Here is a 20,394-nt window from a genome sequence, read left to right as displayed (position 1 = left end):
TCCTAAAGATTAGACTTAAATTGTAAAAATAATTAGGTTCGTAGTGAGGACTTTAGTCCTTCTTAATTCCTAAAGATTAGACTTAAATTGTAAAAATAATTAGGTTCGTAGTGAGGACTTTAGTCCTTCTTAATTCCTAAAGATTAGACTTAAATTGTAAAAATAATTAGGTTCGTAGTGAGGACTTTAGTCCTAAATTTTGATTAAAAAGACTTTTGCAATCTTGTCTATTAATCAAGAGAGGACTGAAGTCCTCACTACGAACCTATTTTATTAGAGTCGATATACTGAACATCATCTCAATCGATAACATATACCTTTTTCAAATTGCACCAGCTCAAAAGCAGGGTCAAGATTTACAGTTGTTTCTCCTCCCCCTAGGAATAAGTAGCCCTTGGGACGCAACACCCGCCGCACTCTTGCTAAAATCGATTGTTTGGTCTGAACATCAAAATATATTAAGACGTTTCGCAGAAAAATAATGTCCATTTGAGGCATCGATCCAAAGGGTTCTGTCAAGTTAATCTGGCGAAATTCGATCGCCTTGCGGAGGTCTTCTTTAATCTGCCATTCCTTGCCACACTGCTGGAAGTATTTGTGTAACAATGCTGTTGGCAAACCCCGTACTACTTCGTGCTGCGCGTAGCATCCAGAATTTGCTCGCTTCAGCATGGCTGTAGAAATGTCGCTACCAAGTATTTGTACTTGATTTCTCGCTAACTGCGGAAAGTATTCGCGCAGCAGCATCGCAATACTGTAGGGTTCTTGACCGCTGGAACAAGCAGCACACCAAATATTCAAAGTGCGCTCGCCCTGGATCTGTTTTAACAATTCTGGCAATACTGATGTTTTTAATATCTCGAAGGGGTTGATATCTCGGAAAAAAAATGTCTCGTTGGTCATCATTGCTTCGACTGTCGATTCGTAAAGTTGGTTAAAACGTTGTTGTTTGATTTGTTTTAACTCTGCAACTAATCCGCTGATGGAGTTTGCTCCGGCTTCTTTAGCTACCATCCCTAAGCGCGATTCAACGAGGTACATTTTCTCTTCGGATAGGAATACGCCTGTGCGATCGTATACAAGTTTTCGGATGTAATCAAAATCTGCAATAGTTATCGGCATGGTAATTGAAGGAAGAAGGAAGAGTTGACAGTTGGCAGTTGACAGTTGGCAGTTGACAGTTGATAGTTGATAGTTGATAGTTGATAGTTAACAGAAGGAAGAGGGAAAAACAGTTATTCGTGTATCCCTGGCTAATGACTACTGTTAGCGAGAACTTAAGCTCGCACTAATGACTAAGGTTCGCGAGCAGAGACTAATAACTAATGACTACTAACTAATGACTAATGACTAATGACTAATGACTAATGACTAATGACTGCTGACTACTGACTGCTAAAATCTACAACTTTATCAACATCTAAAAATAGTAACAACTGCCCTTGTAGCTTGTACGCTCCTCGAATTAGCGGGCGTATTTTGCTGGTAAAAGTATCTGGAGGAGTTTCAAAATCAGCTTGAGATACTTCTAGGACATCTCCAATATCGTCAACTAACCAACTGACTGTTTCATCGCCAGTTCTCACTATCACATTTAAAGGCAATTGTTCCACAGGCCGATCGCACAAATCCAACCGCCTCCGCAAATCAATCGCCGTGACAATTTGTCCCCTCAAGTTTATCAATCCACCGACTACTGCGGGCGCTAGCGGCACTCGCGTCATCTCCTGATAGCGGATGATTTCTTGAACTTTCTCAACCTCTATGCCAAAAAATAAGCTGTCAACGAAAAACGTACAAAGTAGAGTTTCTTCAGGCATTGTTTAATTATTCCTTTAATAGCCCGAGCTGGTGCTTGCTAACATCTGCTCGACTCCGAATAAATTGTTGTTAATTACTGCATCAACATCGAGGATTTCGGTAACTTGACCCTGAATTACAGCACAATATGAAATTCCTGCTTGAGTAGCTGCACCTTTAATGTCGATCGCCTGTTCTACAATATCCAGGATGCGATCGACTACCAGACCGACTTGGTGTTCTGAGCCGATCGACACTACGACTAACGGCAGTTTATCATCTGCTGCGCGCGATCGCCCGTCCAGACCGTTGGGCCCCCAATCAGCCGACTCACTGCCGCTACCAAACACCGCCGTCAAATAAATCACCGGCATAATTTGGTTGCGGTACTGCACCACATTCTGCTTCCCGACTCGCTCCAAAAGATGGCGGGGAAACTCTTCTAAGCGACAAACTCGCGATAGGTGAATCGCCATCCGCCGAAAGTCTGGGCCCTGAAATACTAGCAACTGTTGTGGAGGTTCTGAAGATTCCCGGCGGCTGTTTTCGTCAGCTAAAATCGCCTTTTCCTGAGCCTCCGTCATGTGGGTTTTCTGAGCAATCCCGTGCACATCCAAAATCAAAGCAACTTTACCGTCGCCCATAATAGTTGCTCCGGCAAAACAAGCTAGAGATTTTAGTTGTTTTCCTAAAGGCTTAACCACAATTTCTTGCGTGTCGTTGATGGCATCTACCACCAACCCAAAAGGTTTGTCTGTCGCTTGCACTACTACAATATTCAAAGCCTCATCTCTGTCGAATTGCGATTTTTTGCTGTTTTCTACAATTCCTGTTTCTAACTGCAATTCCCGGTTCAAATAAATCAGCGGCAGCAGTCGCCCCCGCAACCTATATACTGGGGTTCCGTGAAACATTTCGATTTTTTTTATTTGTTCTCCTTCCAAGCGCATCAGTTCTAGCAAATTGACTTGAGGAATTGCGTAGCGATCGCCTCCGGTAGTAATAATTAATGTCGGAATAATCGCCAGAGTTAAAGGAATTTTTAACTTAAAAGTTGTGCCTTTACCGACTTGACTTTGAACGTCGATCGTGCCGCTAATTTTTTCTATATGTGTTTGCACAACGTCCATCCCCACTCCCCTACCGGAGATATTGGTGATTTTTTCGGCGGTTGAGAAACTGGGCATGAAAATTAAATTTAGGGCTTCGCGATCGCTCAGTTTAGCTGCATCAACAGCAGAAAACATTCCTTTTTGCACTGCCTTACTTTTAATCCGATCTGGATCGATTCCCCCGCCGTCATCGGAGATTTCTATGTTTACCTGACCGCTTTCGTGATAGGCTCGCAGTAGCAGTTTACCGAAGGCGGGCTTGCCTTTGGCGACTCGCACTTCTGATGTTTCAATGCCGTGATCGAGGCAGTTACGGACTAAGTGAGTTAGCGGATTGGCGATCGCCTCAATTAAGGTTTTGTCTAATTCTGTTTCTTCGCCTTCCATTTCTAACTGTACTTGTTTGCCCAAGGCGAATGCTGTGTCGCGCACTACCCGGGGGAATTTGTTCCAGATAGTGCGAATTGGCTGCATTCTGGTCTTCATTACTCCTTCTTGCAGTTCGGAAGTAACTAAGTTTAAGCGGCTGGATACTGATTTTAATGTATCGTCATTTTGGGTGTTTGCTGTTTGGGTATTGGCAAATTCTAAGATTTGGTTGCGGCACAAAACGAGTTCGCCTACTAAGTTCATTAGTTTGTCCAGCAAGCCGACATCTACTCGGATTGCAGTATCGGAAATTTTGAATTTGTCACCCTCGGTATCCGCAGCATTTACCTGTTGGCTGGTAGTATTGGTAGCAGAGGGAATTAGCAATTGCTCGATCGACAATAAAGCATCTGCATACAAATGTTCTCGTGTCAACTCTGACTTTTCCGGTTCCTCGATCGCAACTTCTGGAGTTACTGAGTTGGATTGGGCGATCGCACTCGGTGACAATTCAGATGCAGTACCGCCGGATTCTTGGAGTTGCAAAAGTCGATCGAGCAATGCGGTGTGGGCGATAGGGCTTTCTTCTCCCGTCTTTTCCAGGGCTTCCATGTGCGATCGTACCGCGTCGATTGTCTCCAGCAAAGCGCTAGTAATATCGGGAGTCATCGTCAAAGTGCGATCGCGCAAGAGGCTGAGCAAATTTTCTCCTGCGTGCGCCACAGACTCCAGTTTTTCCACCCCCAAAAAACCGCTATTGCCTTTAATCGTGTGCAAACCGCGGTAAATCCGATTCATCACCTCTCTATCGGCATCATTTTTTTCTAAAGCTACTAAATCCTCCTCAATTTGGTTTAGGTATTCGTAGCCTTCAATCAGAAATTCCTTTACATCTTCATCAATTTCCATCGAGCCAGTTCCTTATTCATCGGTTTGACGCTGGATTAAAATAGGGTGCATCTGGTTTTGGCAAATATATCCGTAGGGGCGAAGCATGACCGCAGTCAATATGAGATGATAACTAATAACTTATATGCGGTCATGCTTCGCCCTCTTCAAAAACCAAATGCACCCTTAAAATAAATTATCGAATAGTTAAAAACTGTAGTGCGCCCCAGTCAGTGGATTTTAGATTTTAGATGGACTCCTCTAGATCGATCTGGGAGCTTGAACTATTGTCTAAAATTTTGAGTTCGACCCTCGTGAGTGCACGTGGCACGGTAGCCGTTATTGGGCGGGATCAGCTTTATTCGCGATCGTGCGATCGTAGCTAAATCATTGCCAACTTGACCTCACAAGTATACTATATCTATACGAATTAGCAAAAATTATTAACATCGCAGCCCCGCAGTCGTGTTTTTGAACTCTGGCAACAAAAAATCTGTATCAGGGTTTACCGCACCAACTGCCAAGGAAAATGCACGACTTACACACTCTTAGCGCGCTCAAACCCCGTTTCTTCCTAAATGCCTGTCCCCAAACCTCTTATTTATCGTATAAACCGGGTTTATTTAGCCAGCGATCGGATAGAAGCTGGCAGAATAAATGAATATAATTTTTCTGGATTGTTACCTCCCAAGCTTTTTTTTGATAACTTCTGAAGTATACATAAATTTCGTCACTTTTCCACCTACAGAAAATGCTAGAACAAATAGAACAAGCGCAACAAAGATTCAACGTCCTCGATCGCGTTCCCATCGGATTGTGCGTGATCGCTCGCGATTTTACCGTGCTGTTTTGGAACCGGACACTAGAGCAGTGGACAAAGCTGCTCAAAAAAGAAATAATCGGAACTAACCTAAAAACTCACTTTCCCCAACTCGAAGAACCTAAATATCAAACTCGCTTAAAACAAGTATTTAACAATGGCTTGCCTACCGTATTTTCTCCGCAACTACACCAGTCCCTGATTTCATCAAATTTACCCAACGGCAAACCGAGAATTCACAACACAAACGTCACTCCCATACCAGCCATCAAAGGAGAAGGTTTTTATGCTTTAATCGCGGTTCAAGATGTTTCCGAAGTAACGCAGCGCATCCAAACCTATCAGCAAGAAATTAAACACCGATTAGTAATAGAAGAAGAACTTAAACGCGCCACAACTGACGCCGAAGCTGCCAACCGAGCCAAAAGTGAATTTTTGGCAATGATGAGCCACGAAATCCGCACGCCGATGAACGGAGTCATCGGCATGACTGAGCTGTTGCTAGATACGCAACTTTCGCCAAACCAGCGCAATTTTGTGAATACAATTCGTACCAGCGGCGATTCTTTGCTGGCAATTATTAACGACATTCTCGACTTTTCTAAGATAGAAGCAGGCAAGCTGGATTTAGAACAAGAACCGTTTAATCTCAGAAACTGTGTCGAAGAAGCTTTAGATTTAGTCGCGATGAAAGCTGCGGAAAAACAGCTAGACTTAGCTTGCGAATTGGATGCCAGTGTTCCCGCCTTCCTGTACGGAGATGTCACCAGACTTCGCCAAATATTGATAAATTTGCTCGGCAATGCTACCAAATTTACCGAAGCAGGTGAAGTGGTAGTTAAAGTAACAGCAAAACCCATTGCTGATACTGCTGTAGAAGTTACGCAAACTAACTCAATTTCTCAGGTAAACATTAGGCTCGATAGCGAAGAATCCAGTCAAAAACCTGCTTTAAATTCTTCTGTATCAGATTCGGATGCTGCCGATTCTAAATCTCTAGAACCATCAGAAATTAGTAACTACGAAATTCAATTTATTGTGAGGGATACAGGCATCGGAATTTCGCCCGATCGCAAAAACATACTATTTAGAGCCTTCAGTCAAGTTGACAGTTCCACAACTCGCAAATATGGCGGTACTGGCTTGGGCTTAGCCATCAGCAAACGCCTCAGCGAAATCATGGGCGGCACTATGTGGGTAGAAAGCGAAATCGGCAAAGGTTCTAAATTTTCTTTTAGCATCAAAGCTCAGCCAGCACCGGCTAATGAAGAAATATTAAACCTGAATTTACCCCAGCCTCAACTAGCAGGTTTGCGACTGCTGCTAGTTGACGACAATCCCACAAACCGCAAAATTCTTACCCTGCAAGCTATGTCTTGGGGAATGGTTGTCCGCGCAGCAAAATCTGGCGCGCAAGCGCTGAAAGTGCTGCAATATGAAACTATGTTTGACATAGCGATTCTAGACTTTCATATGCCAGAAATGGACGGCATTACTTTAGCTGAAAAAATTCGAGAATTTCCTCAAGGTAAAAATTTACCTTTAATGATTTTGAGCTCTGGGGGCAGGCCATCTCGCCGCGAAGTTCAAGGGCGAGTTGAATTCGCAGCTTTTGTATACAAACCAATTAAGCAAGCACAGCTCCATGAAGTTTTGCTTCGCATCTTGGGCGGGGAATGCAGCACAATTCAACCGTGTTTTTCGCAGCCTCAATTTAATTCACAATTAGCCGAAACACTGCCTTTGAAAATGCTGTTGGTAGACGATGTAGAACTCAATCAAATGGTAGCAGGGCAGATGTTGCAGAAGTTAGGTTACAGTGCAGATTTTGCCAGCAGCGGACAAGCAGCTTTGGATGCTTTGGAGCGTTCGGAATACGATATTGTGTTTATGGATATGCAGATGCCAGAAATGGACGGTTTGGAAACTACTCGCCTGATCCGCCAGCGATTTTCGGGAAATTTAATATTAGAAAATCCTGCTCCAGAATCTGGATTTTCTGCAACAGACGAGCAATCTCCCAATCCAAAATCGACTTCTCCTTGGATAATTGCAATGACGGCTAATGCGATGCAGGGCGATCGCGAACTTTGTTTAGATGCTGGCATGAATGATTATATCAGTAAGCCGGTGCGAGTCCAGGCCATAGTTCAGGCGATCGCGCAGTACGATCGACAAACCGGGCGATCCAAATCCTATTCAGAGCTTAACAATTGGCAGACTCAGCCGACAGACTCTACTTCCCAAGCTCAGCCTGGAAACGAAATGAAAAATGTTGCACCCGCAGTTGATGAAACTGCGTTGGAAGAGTTAAAGCATTTAATCGCCCGCGCAGGTGTTTTGATTTCACAAATTGAAGCTGGAAGTCAATCGGGAGTGGCAAATTTTCCTCCTAATTCTGGGGAAATTGTAGCGGGTACTAATAACATTAAATTTCAGACTTTACCTGCTGTGACATATCCCAAATTAGAGGAAGAAAACTCTCAAGCTTTACAGCCAGCACCACCGCAAAATTTTATACCCGAAACAGCAAAATTGGAAATAGAATTGCCGCCTCTTGACAGTCAAACTTTTGAAGAATTGACGGAGTTACTGGGAGAAGAAGCTGAAGAATTTTGGATCGAGCTAGTAGAGAAATTTTTGGAAGTTGCACCGCCAAAATTGCAGGAACTCGCCGATGCTGTCAATCAATTGAATGCTCCCGCAATTAAAGCCTCGGCTCACGCTCTTAGAGGTGCTTGTACGACAGTCGGAGCCATGCCTTTGTTTCAATTGTGCGCGCAGCTCGAAGAGATGGCCCGGAAGAAAACTCTCTCAGGTAGCGAGGTTCTGATGTGCAAAATTGCAGCCGAATATCAGCGGGTAAAAGCGGCTTTGCCATCTAGTTGATTGATATATAGCGGTTTTCAGAAAGATGAGGTATGTTGTTGGGATGCGAGCCCTCTTAGTTTAATGGTTATACAAGCTGTCAGTCATACCTCACTTTTTTGAGAAAGGCTATAGCAGAAGGAAGTTCGGCAACGGATTTATTTGTAGCATCTCAATGAGTCAATCGTGGACGCAAGTATCACAATACTTAAAGGTTTTTTAGGTACGTTGTTGCGCTTGAGCGCTCAAGCGCAACAACGTACCTTTTTTAAAGTGCCACTTGTCTCCAGGAGTGTGAGCGTAAAAAGCAAAAATGATTGACAAAAGCAACCCGATATGATGTGTCGGTGGCGCGGGACGATCGATCGCCCGTTTTCCGCAAAATCTTCAACATTTAGGCCATTTAGCCAATTGCGAAAATTTAAAATTTCTGACATATAGCCTTTCTCAAAAAGATGAGGTATGGCTGACAGCTTACATAACCGCTGAAATCAAGAGGGCCCAAGCCCAACAACGTACCTCATCTTTGTGAAAACCGCTATAATCTGATAGAATTCTCAACACGATCTCAATAGCAACGTGACGGCTCAATTGCTAACTTTTCAGATACTGTAACAAATTACCAGTATAAAAAGTTACAAATCATCCGTTCAGTTGCTGAGTTAAATGCTCAATACTCTATTGAGTAGGAGATTATAAAGTTGTTAAAAATAATCAGAGTGCGATCGATCTACAGTAAACTCATCCATTTCAACGCAGAAATTCAATCTGCTTCTGAGTGAGAACTGGATGCTATTTTCACAATAATTATGATTAGTGCTGACTTTAGAATAAACTCGCAAACGACGCCTCAAATTCTGATCGTCGATGACGAAGCAACCCAGCAGCTATTTACCCGCCGGATTATGGAAAAAGAAGGCTACCGGGTAATTGAGGCATCAAACGGACAAGAATGTTTGGACATTTGTCAAGAAACTCTCCCAGATATTGTCCTATTGGATGCGATGATGCCTGTAATGGACGGTTTTACTTGCTGCGCTCAACTCCAGGCTAATCCCCAAACGCAAAAAATTCCGGTGCTGATGATTACAGCACTAGATGACAAAAAATCTGTCAATCAAGCTTTTGAAGTAGGAGCAACAGATTATGTGACGAAGCCGATTCACTGGCCAGTGCTGATTCAGCGAGTGCGGCGCTTGATTCAACAGTCTCAACTTTACCGGCAGTTGATGGAAAGCCAAGAGAAAACTCAAAAATTATTACTGAATATTTTACCAGAGTCGATCGCACTCCGGCTCCAAGAGGAATCAACCCCAGACTTGGTAATTGCCGATCACTTCCCCAGTGTCAGCGTCTTATTTGCTGATATGGTAGGCTTTACCAAGCTTGCCTCAGAAATGCCTCCTATTGAATTAATTGTCAAACTCAATTCTATTTTCTCAGAATTTGACCAGCTAACTCAGGAATACGGGTTAGAAAAAATTAAGACTATTGGGGATGGCTATATGGTAGCATCTGGATTGCCCATCCTCCGGGACGATCATGCTGACGCGATCGTGCAAATGGCCCTAGCCATGCAGCAAGCTATGACGCGGCTAAACACACAAACAAAAGAATTTCACAGCCTGCGAATTGGCATTCACTCCGGGCCTGTGGTTGCAGGGGTCATCGGAACTAAAAAGTTTAGTTACGACCTTTGGGGCGACACGGTAAACACGGCAAGCCGCATGGAACAATATAGTTTTCCCGGCTGCATTCAAGTGACAGAAGACACTTACAAGCAGTTGTCCAAAAAACATTTGTTTGCAGAAAGAGGAATGATTGATGTTAAAGGCAAAGGTAAGATGAAAACTTACCTCTTAGATTGTTCAGAAAATCTCAACAGATGTACTGCATAATATCAATTCCGGTATTACCGTCAGGTGATTGTTGACGGTTGTCAGTTGACGGTTGTCAGTTGACGGTTGACGGTTGACTGCAAGCCCGATGCCCGATGCCCGATGCCCGATGCCCAATAATTAAAGTTAAGGAGCGCGCCAAAATGGGTTTAGTTTTAATTGTAGATGACGCAGCATTCTCTCGGCGGATGATTCGCAAAGCTGTTGAAGAAGCCGGACATCAAGTGATAGAAGCAGCCAACGGACAAGAAGGCTTAGATATGGCTGCATCCAAGTCGCCAGACTGCATGATGACAGATTTGTTAATGCCAGAAATGGACGGTTTCGCCTTGCTAAAAGCCCTGGGCGAAAAAGGCTCTAAAATTCCAGTCATCGTACTTTCAGCAGATATTCAAGACAGCGCTAGGCAGAAGTGCGAAGAATTGGGAGCATTTATGATGCTGAAAAAGCCCCCAAAAGCTCCCGAGATTCAGGCTGCAATCCAAAAAGCTCTGGATAGCAAATAGGAGATATCAGAGTGGAGCTAACAGCAGATGAAATAGATGCTTTGAAGGAGCTAATCAATATTGGCGTGGGAAGTGCCGCTGGAATGTTGAATGAAATGATTCAATTTCCGATCCAGTTGCAGATTCCAGATATTGACCTTGTATCCGCGAATGAGCTGCGAAGCGAATTAAAAAAACGCTTCGGGATAGAGCCTCTTTCCACGGTGCAGCTAGGCTTTAACGGCTCATTTAGTGGCAGCGCCCAGCTACTTTTTCCTACCGAAAGTGCAGTGAATTTAGTTTCTGTTCTCACTGGTGAAGAAAAAGGAAGTCCTGACCTTGATTCTCTCAAAATTAGTACCCTCAGTGAGGTGGGGAATATGATCATTAACGGTGTCATGGGCTCAATTGGCAACGTTCTAGACCAACCGTTAGACTATGAGGTTCCCTATTACGCAGAGGAAGAAATTGAGGAGTTACTGTTAAAAGAAAAGTCTCTCGATACCGGGAGCGTGCTGTTGGCTCCAGCTCACTTTAGTATTGAAGAACTGCAAATTCAAGGAGACATTTTGCTGTTTTTCGATGTGGGTTCGTTTCAAATGCTGCTGAAGGCGATCGCCGCGGCATCTTAAATACCGCAAATATTCCTCATGCAAACCGGATGTTTTGTGTCCCAGACTGTAAGCACAGAGCGCGTTTCGGGCTGCCAGTACCGAGAATGTGTGACGTAAAGTACGCGCGTGCAAAGCTATCCCGTAGGGAATCGCCCTCCCTGATAAATTGTATAAAACTAAGTAAATCCACCTAATTAAACGTAAAATAGGGAGCGCTAAAAAGCTTGCTGTGTATGTTTTCAGAATTCTCTCGCGACGATAACTAAAACCTACTTCTTTCTTTCTTTCTTTCTTTCTTCCTTCTTCCTTCTTCCTTCTTCCTTCTACTTACCTAAAACATGGATACACAAAATCAATCAACAGCCTCAGAATCTCCCGAAATTGACTCGGATCCCAGCAATTTGGTAGCGACAACAATTGCAGGGACAGCAGAGAGTTTCAGCAACCAGTACCAACAGCAACTGATTATCGCTCTGGCAGCAGTCAGAGATGGCGACTTTAGCGTTCGTTTACCCGCCGACAACGGCTTGGGTGAAATTGCCAAAGTTTTCAATGAAATGGTGAGTGTCAATGAAAAATTTGCTGACGAAATAGAGCGCGTCAGCCAAGCAGTTGCCGAAGAAGGCAAAGTACCAAAATCAAGAGAAATTAAAGAATTTAAAGGTTCTTGGGTTAGCAGTATTGACGCGGTAAATGCAACGCTAAACAGCTTAGTTGCGCCGACAATAGACATAGCGCGAGTGCTGCACGCTGTAGCTAAAGGCGATTTGTCCGAAAAATTTAGCTTAGAGTTTGAAGGCAAACCAATCAAAGGATTGTTCCGCCGCATTGGGACTACTCTCAACAAAATGGTAGACCAATTAAATAGTTTTGCTTTAGAAGTAACTCGCGTCGCCCGCGAAGTTGGTAGCGAGGGCAAATTGGGAACCCAAGCAGAGGTAGAAGGGCTATCGGGTATTTGGCAAGAACTGACGGCAAGTGTTAACTTGATGGCGGCAAATCTGACTCATCAAGTACGAAATATTACTAAGGTTGCAACGGCAATTAGCGTCGGCGATTTGAACGAAAAAATTACCGTTGAAGCGGAAGGGGAAATTTCGCAACTGAAAGATACTCTCAATCAAATGGTTGACAGTCTCAACGATTTTGCAAAAGAGGTGACGCGGGTAGCAAAAGAGGTGGGAACTGAGGGGAAACTTGGGGGTCAAGCACAAGTTCACGGAGTAGCTGGTGTCTGGAAAGATTTAACGCAAAATGTTAATCTAATGGCGAGCAATCTTACCAATCAAGTACGCAATATTGCGGAAGTTACTACGGCGGTAGCTCATGGAGATTTGTCTAAAAAAATTACTGTAGAAGCTGAAGGCGAAATTCTGGATCTGAAGAATACGATTAATGAAATGACTGTTCAGCTTAATGAGTTTGCTTTAGAAGTTACGCGAGTTGCTAGGGAAGTTGGCGTTGAGGGCAAATTGGGAGGTCAAGCAACTGTTGATGGTTTGTCGGGTACTTGGCTGAGTTTGGCTGGTAATGTGAATATTATGGCGGCTAATCTTACGGAGCAAGTTCGGAGTATTGCGGAAGTTTCTACTGCTGTGGCTAAGGGAGATTTGTCGAAGCAAATTACTGTGGAAGTTCAAGGAGAAGTTCTGGAACTGAAAAATACGTTGAATACTATGGTTGACCAGCTTAATACTTTTGCAGATGAAGTAACAGGGCTGGCGAAACAGGTAGTTGCAGGACAGTTGGGAGGGCAGGCGACAGTTCCTGATATCAGCGGGACTTGGAAAGATTTGACGGATAATGTTAATCTGATGGCGGCTAATTTGACGAGTCAGGTACAACATATTTCTCAAGTTGCGATCGCAGTTAGCAGTGCTTCGGAGGAATTGATTAGCGAAAGCCAAAATATGGGGGCGGCGGCTGAAGAAACTTCGGCTCAAGCAGGGACGGTATCTGCGGCGGCGGATTTAGTTAATAGCAATACTCAATCGGTGGCTACCGGCATCGAGGAGATGAATGTGAGTATTAAGGAAATTGCTAAGAATGCTTCGGAAGCTGCGACGGTTGCTAATTCGGCGGTGAGGATGGCGGAAACTACGAATCAAACTATTACTAAACTCGGCGTAAGTAGTGCAGAGATTGGTAATGTTGTCAAGGTGATTACTTCGATCGCCCAACAGACTAATTTGCTGGCTCTGAATGCTACAATCGAGGCGGCTCGGGCTGGAGAAGCGGGCAAGGGTTTTGCGGTGGTGGCGAATGAGGTGAAGGAGTTGGCGAAACAAACGGCGGCGGCGACTGAGGATATCAGCAAGAAGGTGGAGGCTATTCAAGCTGATACTAAAAGTTCCGTGCAGGCGATCGCCCAAATTACTTCTATTATCAACCAAATCAGCGATTTCCAAACGACGATCGCCAGTGCAGTGGAGGAACAAACGGCTACAACTACCGAAATTGCGCGCAATGTCAACCAAGTTGCGATCGGTTCCTCGGAAATTGCCCGCAATATTACCAGCGTCGCCGATGCAGCGGGAAGTACCGCCACCAGTGCTAGCAATACTCAAAATTCTGCGATCGAATTATCGAAAACGGCCGCTCAATTGCAAGGACTTGTCAATCAGTTTAAGTATTGATTTGGATAATAGATAATGGGGAATTGATAATGGGTAATGAGTAATGAGTAATGGGTGAGTTAAGGTGGGCAATGCGCTCCCTAAATAATTAATTCCCAATTCCCAATTCCCAATTCCCAATTCCCAATTCCCAATTCCCAATTCTCAATTCCCTAAAATGAAAACCTACTCAAAACCAATTTCATTAATTCTGATTGGAGGCTTTTCGGATTCAGAAAATCAGACATTGCGCGAAACGTTAAAAGCAGACGAATATGTATTTGCCACAACTACAGATTTATACAATTGTTTAGATATTGCTGAGTGCCACCATCCCAAAGCTGTCATCCTAAATTTTGCAGCCATAGAACACAATTATTTAGCAATTATCCAATTCTTGCAATTATTAGAAATACCCACGATAATTCTCAGCGACGACTTAGCAAGGAATATGATTCAGTATTTGTCGCTGGCAGGAATATTCGCAACTCTCAAAAAAACTAACAATGAATTAGAATTGCGGCACACCGTCGCAACTGCGGCTTATCCAAATAACGCCGATCCAATTAATTCTCACAGTCAACTGCGGAATTTCAACCTAGCCAAGCTCGAAACCGGAAAACACACAAAATTACAGGATGTTGTCAACAAAGCCATCGGCACAGCAGTTTCTCAGATGAGCGAAATGATTGCGTGTGAGGTAGAATGTGAAATGCCTTCATCTCAAGCGCTGTCCCCGATATTTTTGCAAAAAAACCTGATTCAAACCTTGGGAAAAAACCTAATAGCTGTAGCGCAGCTTGATTTTAACGGCAATTTATCAGGTTCGGCTCAGATGTTGTTTTCCTGCGAGGCTGCTGATGCTCTTGTTTTAGCTCTCAACGGCGGCGGCGATGTAACCAGCGAGGAATTCAAGCAAGATAAGGCTGACATTTTGGGGGAAATTGGCAATTTAGCTATTAGCGGTATTGTCGGCACTTTTAGTAATACCTTAAAATACAATCTCGGTTATGTAGTTCCCCACTATATAGAAGGTTCAGCAGAGGAAATATTTAGCGCTATGAATTTTAATATGCGCTCAACAATTCTACTGTTTATGTCTCATTTTAAAATTATCGATCTTGGCGTAGAAGGCGATTTAATTCTGTTTTTTCAAGCTCGCTTACTGCTCGATCTGTTATTTCGAGTTTAATAGAAAATGTCCCAGATCAAGGTTTTAATTGTTGATGATTCTGTAGTGGTGCGCCGATTGCTAAGTAACGTACTCGACGGCGATGCAGCGCTGGAAGTTGTGGGGACTGCCCCTAACGGTAGAATTGCGTTAGCCAAGATTTCTCAGGTGAATCCAGATTTGATTGTGCTGGATGTGGAAATGCCGGAAATGGATGGTTTGGAGACGCTGGCGGCAATCCGAAAACTTGACAAAAATATTCCTGTAATTATGTTTAGCGCGCTCACAGAGTTGGGCGCTGTTGCTACTTTAAATGCTCTGGCGCTGGGTGCTACTGATTACGTGACTAAGCCTCATAATATGAAGAGCAAGGAAGCGGCGCTAGAACACATCCGCGAGCAATTGATTCCGAAAATTAAGGTTTTTTGCAATGGTTGCAAGATGCCAAAAGTGGGGAATATTCAAGTACCTAAGACTCACAATAATCCCACACCATTGCCAGTTAAATCGGGTTTGATTTCGTCGAATTCAGCGGTAAATTTTAAATCTAAAATCGAAATTGTAGCGATTGGGGTTTCGACGGGCGGGCCAAATGCTTTGGAAACGATTTTGCAGGATTTGCCGGCTAATTTTCCTGTACCAATTGTGATTGTGCAGCATATGCCGCCGGTTTTTACGAAGCGTTTAGCCGATCGACTGACAGAAAAGTGCAAAATTAGAGTGGAGGAGGCTGTGACGGGAGGTATTGTTGAGCCAGGAGTTGCTTGGATAGCGCCCGGTGATTACCATCTGGTTTTGGAAAAACAGGGTTTTGGGGTGCGTATTCGCACGCATCAAGAGGCGCGGGAAAATTCTTGTCGCCCTGCGGTTGATGTGCTGTTTCGATCGACTGCTAAGATTTACGGTGCTGGTGTTTTAGGTGTGGTGCTGACTGGAATGGGGCACGATGGGCTGCTGGGCTGTCAGAATATCCGGGAAGCTGGGGGTAGGATTATCGTTCAAGATGAGGCTAGCAGCGTTGTCTGGGGGATGCCGGGAAGTGTGGTTAATTCTGGTTTTGCCGATCGAGTGGTATCCTTACAAGACATGGCACGCGAAATTATCGATCGAGTAATGAGTCAGTAGTTATTTGTTATTTGTTATTTGTTATTTGTTATTAGTCATTTGTCATTTGTCTAGCAATAACTGATAACAAATAACCCGCAACCAATGCCCTACGCAGGCCTTCTTCCCGATGCCCGATGCTTTTAGGCCCAATTCCCAATGCCCGATGCCCAATTCGCAATTCCCAATTCCCTATTACCAATGTCTCGACCAACATTATATATTGCCATCACCAATCATGGATTCGGCCACGCTGTCCGAGTTTCCTCCGTAGCTGCAAAAATCCAAGAATTAAATCCAGATATTTTACTAATTATCACCACAACTGCACCTCGCTGGCTGCTAGAATCTTATTTTCCTGGTGATTTTATCCTCCGTCCCCGCGCTTTTGATGTCGGAGTTGTGCAGGCTGATAGCTTGCATATGGATAAAGAGGCGACTCTAGAAAAATTGCGGGAAATTCGGGAAAAGCAAAATTCGCTAATTGCAGGCGAAGTGAATTTTCTGAAGCAAAATCGCGTGGGTTTGGTGCTGGCAGATATTCCTCCTTTAGCAACGCGAATGGCCGCAGCGGCTGGGGTTCCTTGCTGGATGATGAGCAATTTTGGGTGGGATTTTATCTATCGAGATTGGGGCGGAGAGTTTGACGAAATGGCGGATTGGATTGGTGAATGCTTCGGAAAGTGCGATCGGCTTTTTCGTCTTCCTTTGCACGAACCGATGCCCGCTTTTCCTAATATTGAAGATGTCGGCTTGACTGGCGGCAATCCTCGCTACAGTAACGATCAAATTCGGGAAGTATTTGGAATTGAATCACCGACGGAAAAAACTGTGTTGCTGACTTTTGGCGGACTGGGTTTAGAGGCAATTCCTTATCACAATTTACAGCAATTTAGCGATTGGCAATTTATTACCTTTGATGCGGGAGCTCCCGATTTGCCGAATTTGATTAGAGTCAAACATCAGCAGTTTGCACAATCTTTCCCAATTTTACCGCGCCCGGTCGATATGATGCCTGTCTGCGGCCGCATGGTTTCTAAACCGGGATACAGCACTTTTTCCGAAGCTTTGCGGATGGAAATACCTGTTGTTTCTATCATGAGAGATGGTTTTGCCGAAGCTGCTGTGTTGTTGGAGTGGCTAGAAAAGTATGCGGCGCATCAAATTGTGACGGCGGCGGAGTTTTTTGAGGGGGATTGGGGGTTTTTGCACAAGCCGCTGCACCCGCCCCGTTTGTCGGATAAGTTGGATAAGCACGGTACGGAGGCGATCGCCCAAGCTGTGGTAGATTATTTTAAAGAGAGCGATTAGGATGACGGTGATTGAATAGTTTTGCAAACAATCTCATCCAAAATCTAAAATCCCACATCCCAAATCTCAAATCGAATGACGGCGATTGAAATCGCGCCTATACAAACAATGTCGGCATCCGCCGACTGAAGAGTTTTGCAAACAGTCTCATTGAATGTTTAAAATATTAGATGGTTCGATCGTTCGGACTTGAGTCCTCTCTTTTTTGAGGACTGAAGTCCGAACGATCGAACCTTATAATCGTTGTTTTACCGGATATGATATGCTTCATCACCAGGAAATACTCAAAATTAAAACTACAGGCAAGTCTCTGTACAATATCAGTCTTAAGATAGAAGATGTCGTAGCAAATTCAGGTATTAAAACGGGACTTTGTAGCTTATTTTTGCGCCACACTTCTGCTAGCTTGGTAATTCAAGAAAATGCTGACCCGGATGTACTGACGGATTTGGCTAATTTTTTAGCTAAACTGGTACCGGAGGGCGCAACCTACATTCACGATGCGGAAGGCCCAGACGATATGCCGGCGCACATTCGCACTGCACTGACTCATACTTCCGAACAAATCCCGATCGCACGCGGTAGATTATTGTTAGGAACTTGGCAGGGAATTTACCTCTGGGAACACCGCCAGCGGGGCAATATTCGCGAATTAGTTGTTCATGTCAGCGGTGTTTGATTGGATGGGCATGGGGCATGGGGCATGGGGCATGGGGCATCGGTAATTGGTAGCCCCTTACAAATAACTAATAACTAATGATTAATGACTAATGACTAATGACTCCTGACTTTATTTATTAGAAAGTTCAATCGGAATTTGCACTTCACTGATTTTCAGTGATTCCGCTGTCATGGGCGAATTGTAAAAAAAGCGGCGCGGCGGCCCGACTATTTCGTATTCGGGATGTTGTTGAAGCCAGTCTTTGAGTTGGGAGAGGTTATTTTCGTAGCTTTCCCAAGTGTAGGCGCCGCCCACGCCGATACTGACAACAGTCATCGGTGAAGTATCGGTGACTTCCACAGCAGAGTTAACGCTGCTGGGGGCGATATTTGGTGCGGGATACAAGAATGAAACTTGTGCAACAGGAATTGCATCGATTTGCTCGGAAGTTGCAGTGTAGCGCGCTTCTACTGGCGTTGTCATCGCAATTTGGTTGTTGCTGATGTGTTGAAATAAGGGATTGAAAGCAATTCCAGTTGCTTGTCGCAAATCGCCCGCGTGGGTGTAGGTGACAGCGCGGTACTGAGGATATTGCTTAACTTCTATGACGCCAATATTTGCGGGCTCGGGAAATCCACTTGGTAATACCATTTTTGATGTTTGTTTTGAGGTTTTACACTAAACAATGAGGAAAGACTTACTCAGCAAGGGTTTTAAACTTGCGGGCAGTTGCATTGTTTTTGGCAACTGTTATAAATAGGTTGAGATTGTTTGCAGACGATCGCTCTAGTGGCACAATCAGTTTAGCAGTTATTCAGGGTGCTGCTAACTGTCGATCGCCTACAATTAAGTTTAGAGATTTATTAACTAACCTCGTAATAATACGGACGGCGCTAAGTAAGCAGAGAAACATTAATCTAGTTGTCCTTGGAAAATTAACGTTTTTCAGGGGCGTCTGCTATTTTTGTCGGAAAATATTCCGCTGTGAAGTCGATCGAGCTGTGCGTTCTCAGCTATTCTCACACCGATCGGGTTCAAATACAGGGTCAATTATATCGCTTTCAGGGAATGACATATGAACAAGATTCTAGTGATTGAGGACGATAGAGTAATTCGCGAGAATATTCTCAAACTCCTCAAAGCTGAAGGTTTCGACGTGACGGGTGCAGAAAATGGAGCCCTAGGCTTAAATGCGGCGGTGTCAAATCTTCCTGACGTGATTCTTTGCGATGTAATGATGCCGCAACTTGACGGCTACGGGGTGCTGGCGGCATTGCGATCGCATCCTGTTACTGCTACAGTACCTTTTGTGTTTCTGACTGGTAAAGCCGAGCGTTCTGAAATGCGCCAAGGCATGGAATTGGGAGCTGATGATTACCTGACTAAGCCTTTTACGAAAGCTGAACTTGTGGGCGCCGTATCGAGCCGCTTGAAAAAACAAGCAGCTTTGGCCAAACAGCAGAGTAATTTGCGATCGCAAAGCAACGAATTGCTGCAAGAAGCCGCAGATCAATTAGAGCAGATAAAAACAAATCTGTGCGGCGCCCTGGAAAGAGAAGAATTCCAAGTTTACTATCAGCCGCAAATCGATGTTCAGACTGGTCAAATTATGAGCGCCGAAGCTTTAGTGCGCTGGCTGCATCCAGAAAAAGGGCTGATTTCGCCCGCCGAATTTATCCCAGATGCTGAAGCAACTGGTTTCATTGTACAATTAGGCGAGTGGGTTTTGCAAACAGCTTGCAGGCAAATGCAACTTTGGCAAAATGCTGGTTTTTCGTTGCAGCAAGTAGCGGTAAATCTATCCCCGCGCCAATTTAACCAACCGGAACTCAGCAGCAGAGTTGCCGAAATTTTAGCAGAAATTGGTTTAGCACCGAGCAGTTTGGAATTAGAACTCACCGAAAGTATGATGGTGCAGGATGCCGAAAGTGCGATCGCCACTTTGCAACAATTAAAAGATTTAGGAGTTTCTATATCTATTGACGATTTCGGCACAGGCTATTCTTCCTTAAGCTATCTGACACAATACCCCTTCGATGTTTTAAAAATTGACCGCTGTTTTATCAGCAACATTACCGATGGTTGCACAAATGCAGCGATTGTGAAAGCGATTATTGAAATGGCGCACAGTCTCTGTCTTGAAGTAATTGCCGAAGGAGTTGAGACGGAAGCAGAAAGAGATTTTCTCTGGCGCTACGAGTGCGATGCTATGCAAGGATATTTGTTCAGCCCTCCCGTGCCGGCCGCAGATTTTGAGGAGTTGCTAGTCGAGGGGAAATAAGTTTTACTGCATCTATGCCTTTCCCAAAAAGATGAGGTACTCATGGGCATAGGGCATAGGGCATAGGGCATAGGGCATACCTCACTTTTTTGAGAACCGCTATACAATTTAAATGCAGTACAGCTTACTTATCGGCTACTGCCGCTCTTTCTGTCTCGATAAATATCAATAAAATCTTTGTAATTTCCTTTCTATCAAGACAGGTAATATACGAGGTTTGGGTAATAAATATTTATGATAATTTTAATAAAAATTTATGGCTGCACCTGACATAAATAGACTTAAAATGCTAACATAAAATCTCTGCTTTAGCGCCTACAAGTTCCTCCTGAGATAGAATCCGATTCCATCGTCCTGTATTAATCTCTATCTTCCCTCTCTGTGCCCTCTGTGTTCT

At 44.1% G+C, this 20,394-nt stretch carries 14 protein-coding genes; 10 read left to right on the top strand and 4 right to left on the bottom strand.

The window, feature by feature from the left end:
* Window positions 1-294: 294 nt before the first annotated feature.
* The 3 genes from QZ938_RS15920 to QZ938_RS15910 all read right to left on the bottom strand — a co-directional run bounded on the left by QZ938_RS15920 (window position 295) and on the right by QZ938_RS15910 (window position 4,190).
* Window positions 295-1,122 carry a protein-glutamate O-methyltransferase CheR gene (locus tag QZ938_RS15920; RefSeq protein ID WP_293145963.1) on the bottom strand — a complete coding sequence of 276 codons (828 nt, stop codon included), beginning with the start codon at window positions 1,120-1,122 and terminating at the stop codon, window positions 295-297.
* Window positions 1,123-1,385: 263 nt separating this feature from the next.
* Complete coding sequence (locus QZ938_RS15915; RefSeq protein WP_293145970.1) at window positions 1,386-1,820, bottom strand: chemotaxis protein CheW; 435 nt, start codon at window positions 1,818-1,820, stop codon at window positions 1,386-1,388.
* Between the two features lie 15 nt (window positions 1,821-1,835).
* Entirely contained in the window at window positions 1,836-4,190 is a 2,355-nt protein-coding gene (locus tag QZ938_RS15910; RefSeq protein WP_293352336.1) for a chemotaxis protein CheW, read from the bottom strand.
* Between the two features lie 730 nt (window positions 4,191-4,920).
* On the opposite strand from QZ938_RS15910, the gene QZ938_RS15905 reads away from it, so the two are divergent.
* From QZ938_RS15905 to QZ938_RS15865, 9 genes are all read left to right on the top strand, one after another.
* Entirely contained in the window at window positions 4,921-7,878 is a 2,958-nt protein-coding gene (locus QZ938_RS15905) for a response regulator (protein ID WP_293352334.1), read from the top strand.
* Between the two features lie 788 nt (window positions 7,879-8,666).
* Window positions 8,667-9,755, top strand: a complete 1,089-nt coding sequence (locus tag QZ938_RS15900) for an adenylate/guanylate cyclase domain-containing protein (protein WP_293352332.1) — start codon at window positions 8,667-8,669, stop codon at window positions 9,753-9,755.
* Window positions 9,756-9,850: 95 nt separating this feature from the next.
* A complete protein-coding gene (locus QZ938_RS15895) occupies window positions 9,851-10,261 on the top strand; it encodes a response regulator (protein ID WP_293145981.1) in 411 nt (136 codons plus the stop codon).
* 11 nt (window positions 10,262-10,272) lie between these two features.
* Entirely contained in the window at window positions 10,273-10,872 is a 600-nt protein-coding gene (locus tag QZ938_RS15890; RefSeq protein ID WP_293197771.1) for a chemotaxis protein CheX, read from the top strand.
* 320 nt (window positions 10,873-11,192) lie between these two features.
* Entirely contained in the window at window positions 11,193-13,490 is a 2,298-nt protein-coding gene (locus QZ938_RS15885) for a HAMP domain-containing protein (RefSeq protein ID WP_293352330.1), read from the top strand.
* 157 nt (window positions 13,491-13,647) lie between these two features.
* Window positions 13,648-14,661, top strand: a complete 1,014-nt coding sequence (locus QZ938_RS15880; RefSeq protein WP_293352328.1) for a hypothetical protein — start codon at window positions 13,648-13,650, stop codon at window positions 14,659-14,661.
* A 6-nt stretch (window positions 14,662-14,667) separates the two neighbouring features.
* The gene (locus QZ938_RS15875; protein ID WP_293352326.1) at window positions 14,668-15,765 is read left to right on the top strand and encodes a chemotaxis response regulator protein-glutamate methylesterase; all 1,098 of its coding nucleotides are present in this window, start codon (window positions 14,668-14,670) and stop codon (window positions 15,763-15,765) included.
* Between the two features lie 180 nt (window positions 15,766-15,945).
* Entirely contained in the window at window positions 15,946-17,055 is a 1,110-nt protein-coding gene (locus tag QZ938_RS15870) for a glycosyl transferase (RefSeq protein WP_293146121.1), read from the top strand.
* A 262-nt stretch (window positions 17,056-17,317) separates the two neighbouring features.
* Window positions 17,318-17,734, top strand: a complete 417-nt coding sequence (locus QZ938_RS15865) for a secondary thiamine-phosphate synthase enzyme YjbQ (RefSeq protein WP_293352324.1) — start codon at window positions 17,318-17,320, stop codon at window positions 17,732-17,734.
* Between the two features lie 111 nt (window positions 17,735-17,845).
* Here the strand turns inward: QZ938_RS15865 and QZ938_RS15860 are convergent, their stop codons facing one another.
* Window positions 17,846-18,367, bottom strand: coding sequence for a heme-binding protein (locus QZ938_RS15860; protein WP_293145999.1), 522 nt, complete (start codon window positions 18,365-18,367; stop codon window positions 17,846-17,848).
* Window positions 18,368-18,791: 424 nt separating this feature from the next.
* Between QZ938_RS15860 and QZ938_RS15855 the strand changes: the two genes are divergently transcribed.
* Window positions 18,792-19,997, top strand: coding sequence for an EAL domain-containing response regulator (locus QZ938_RS15855; protein ID WP_293352322.1), 1,206 nt, complete (start codon window positions 18,792-18,794; stop codon window positions 19,995-19,997).
* Window positions 19,998-20,394: the final 397 nt, after the last annotated feature.

The organism is Microcoleus sp. CAWBG27, from assembly GCF_020883145.1.
In the GTDB taxonomy this organism is placed as follows: domain Bacteria; phylum Cyanobacteriota; class Cyanobacteriia; order Cyanobacteriales; family Microcoleaceae; genus Microcoleus.
The sequence above is the reverse complement of the archived record's forward strand: the minus strand, read 5'-3'. Positions and strand labels throughout refer to the sequence as shown.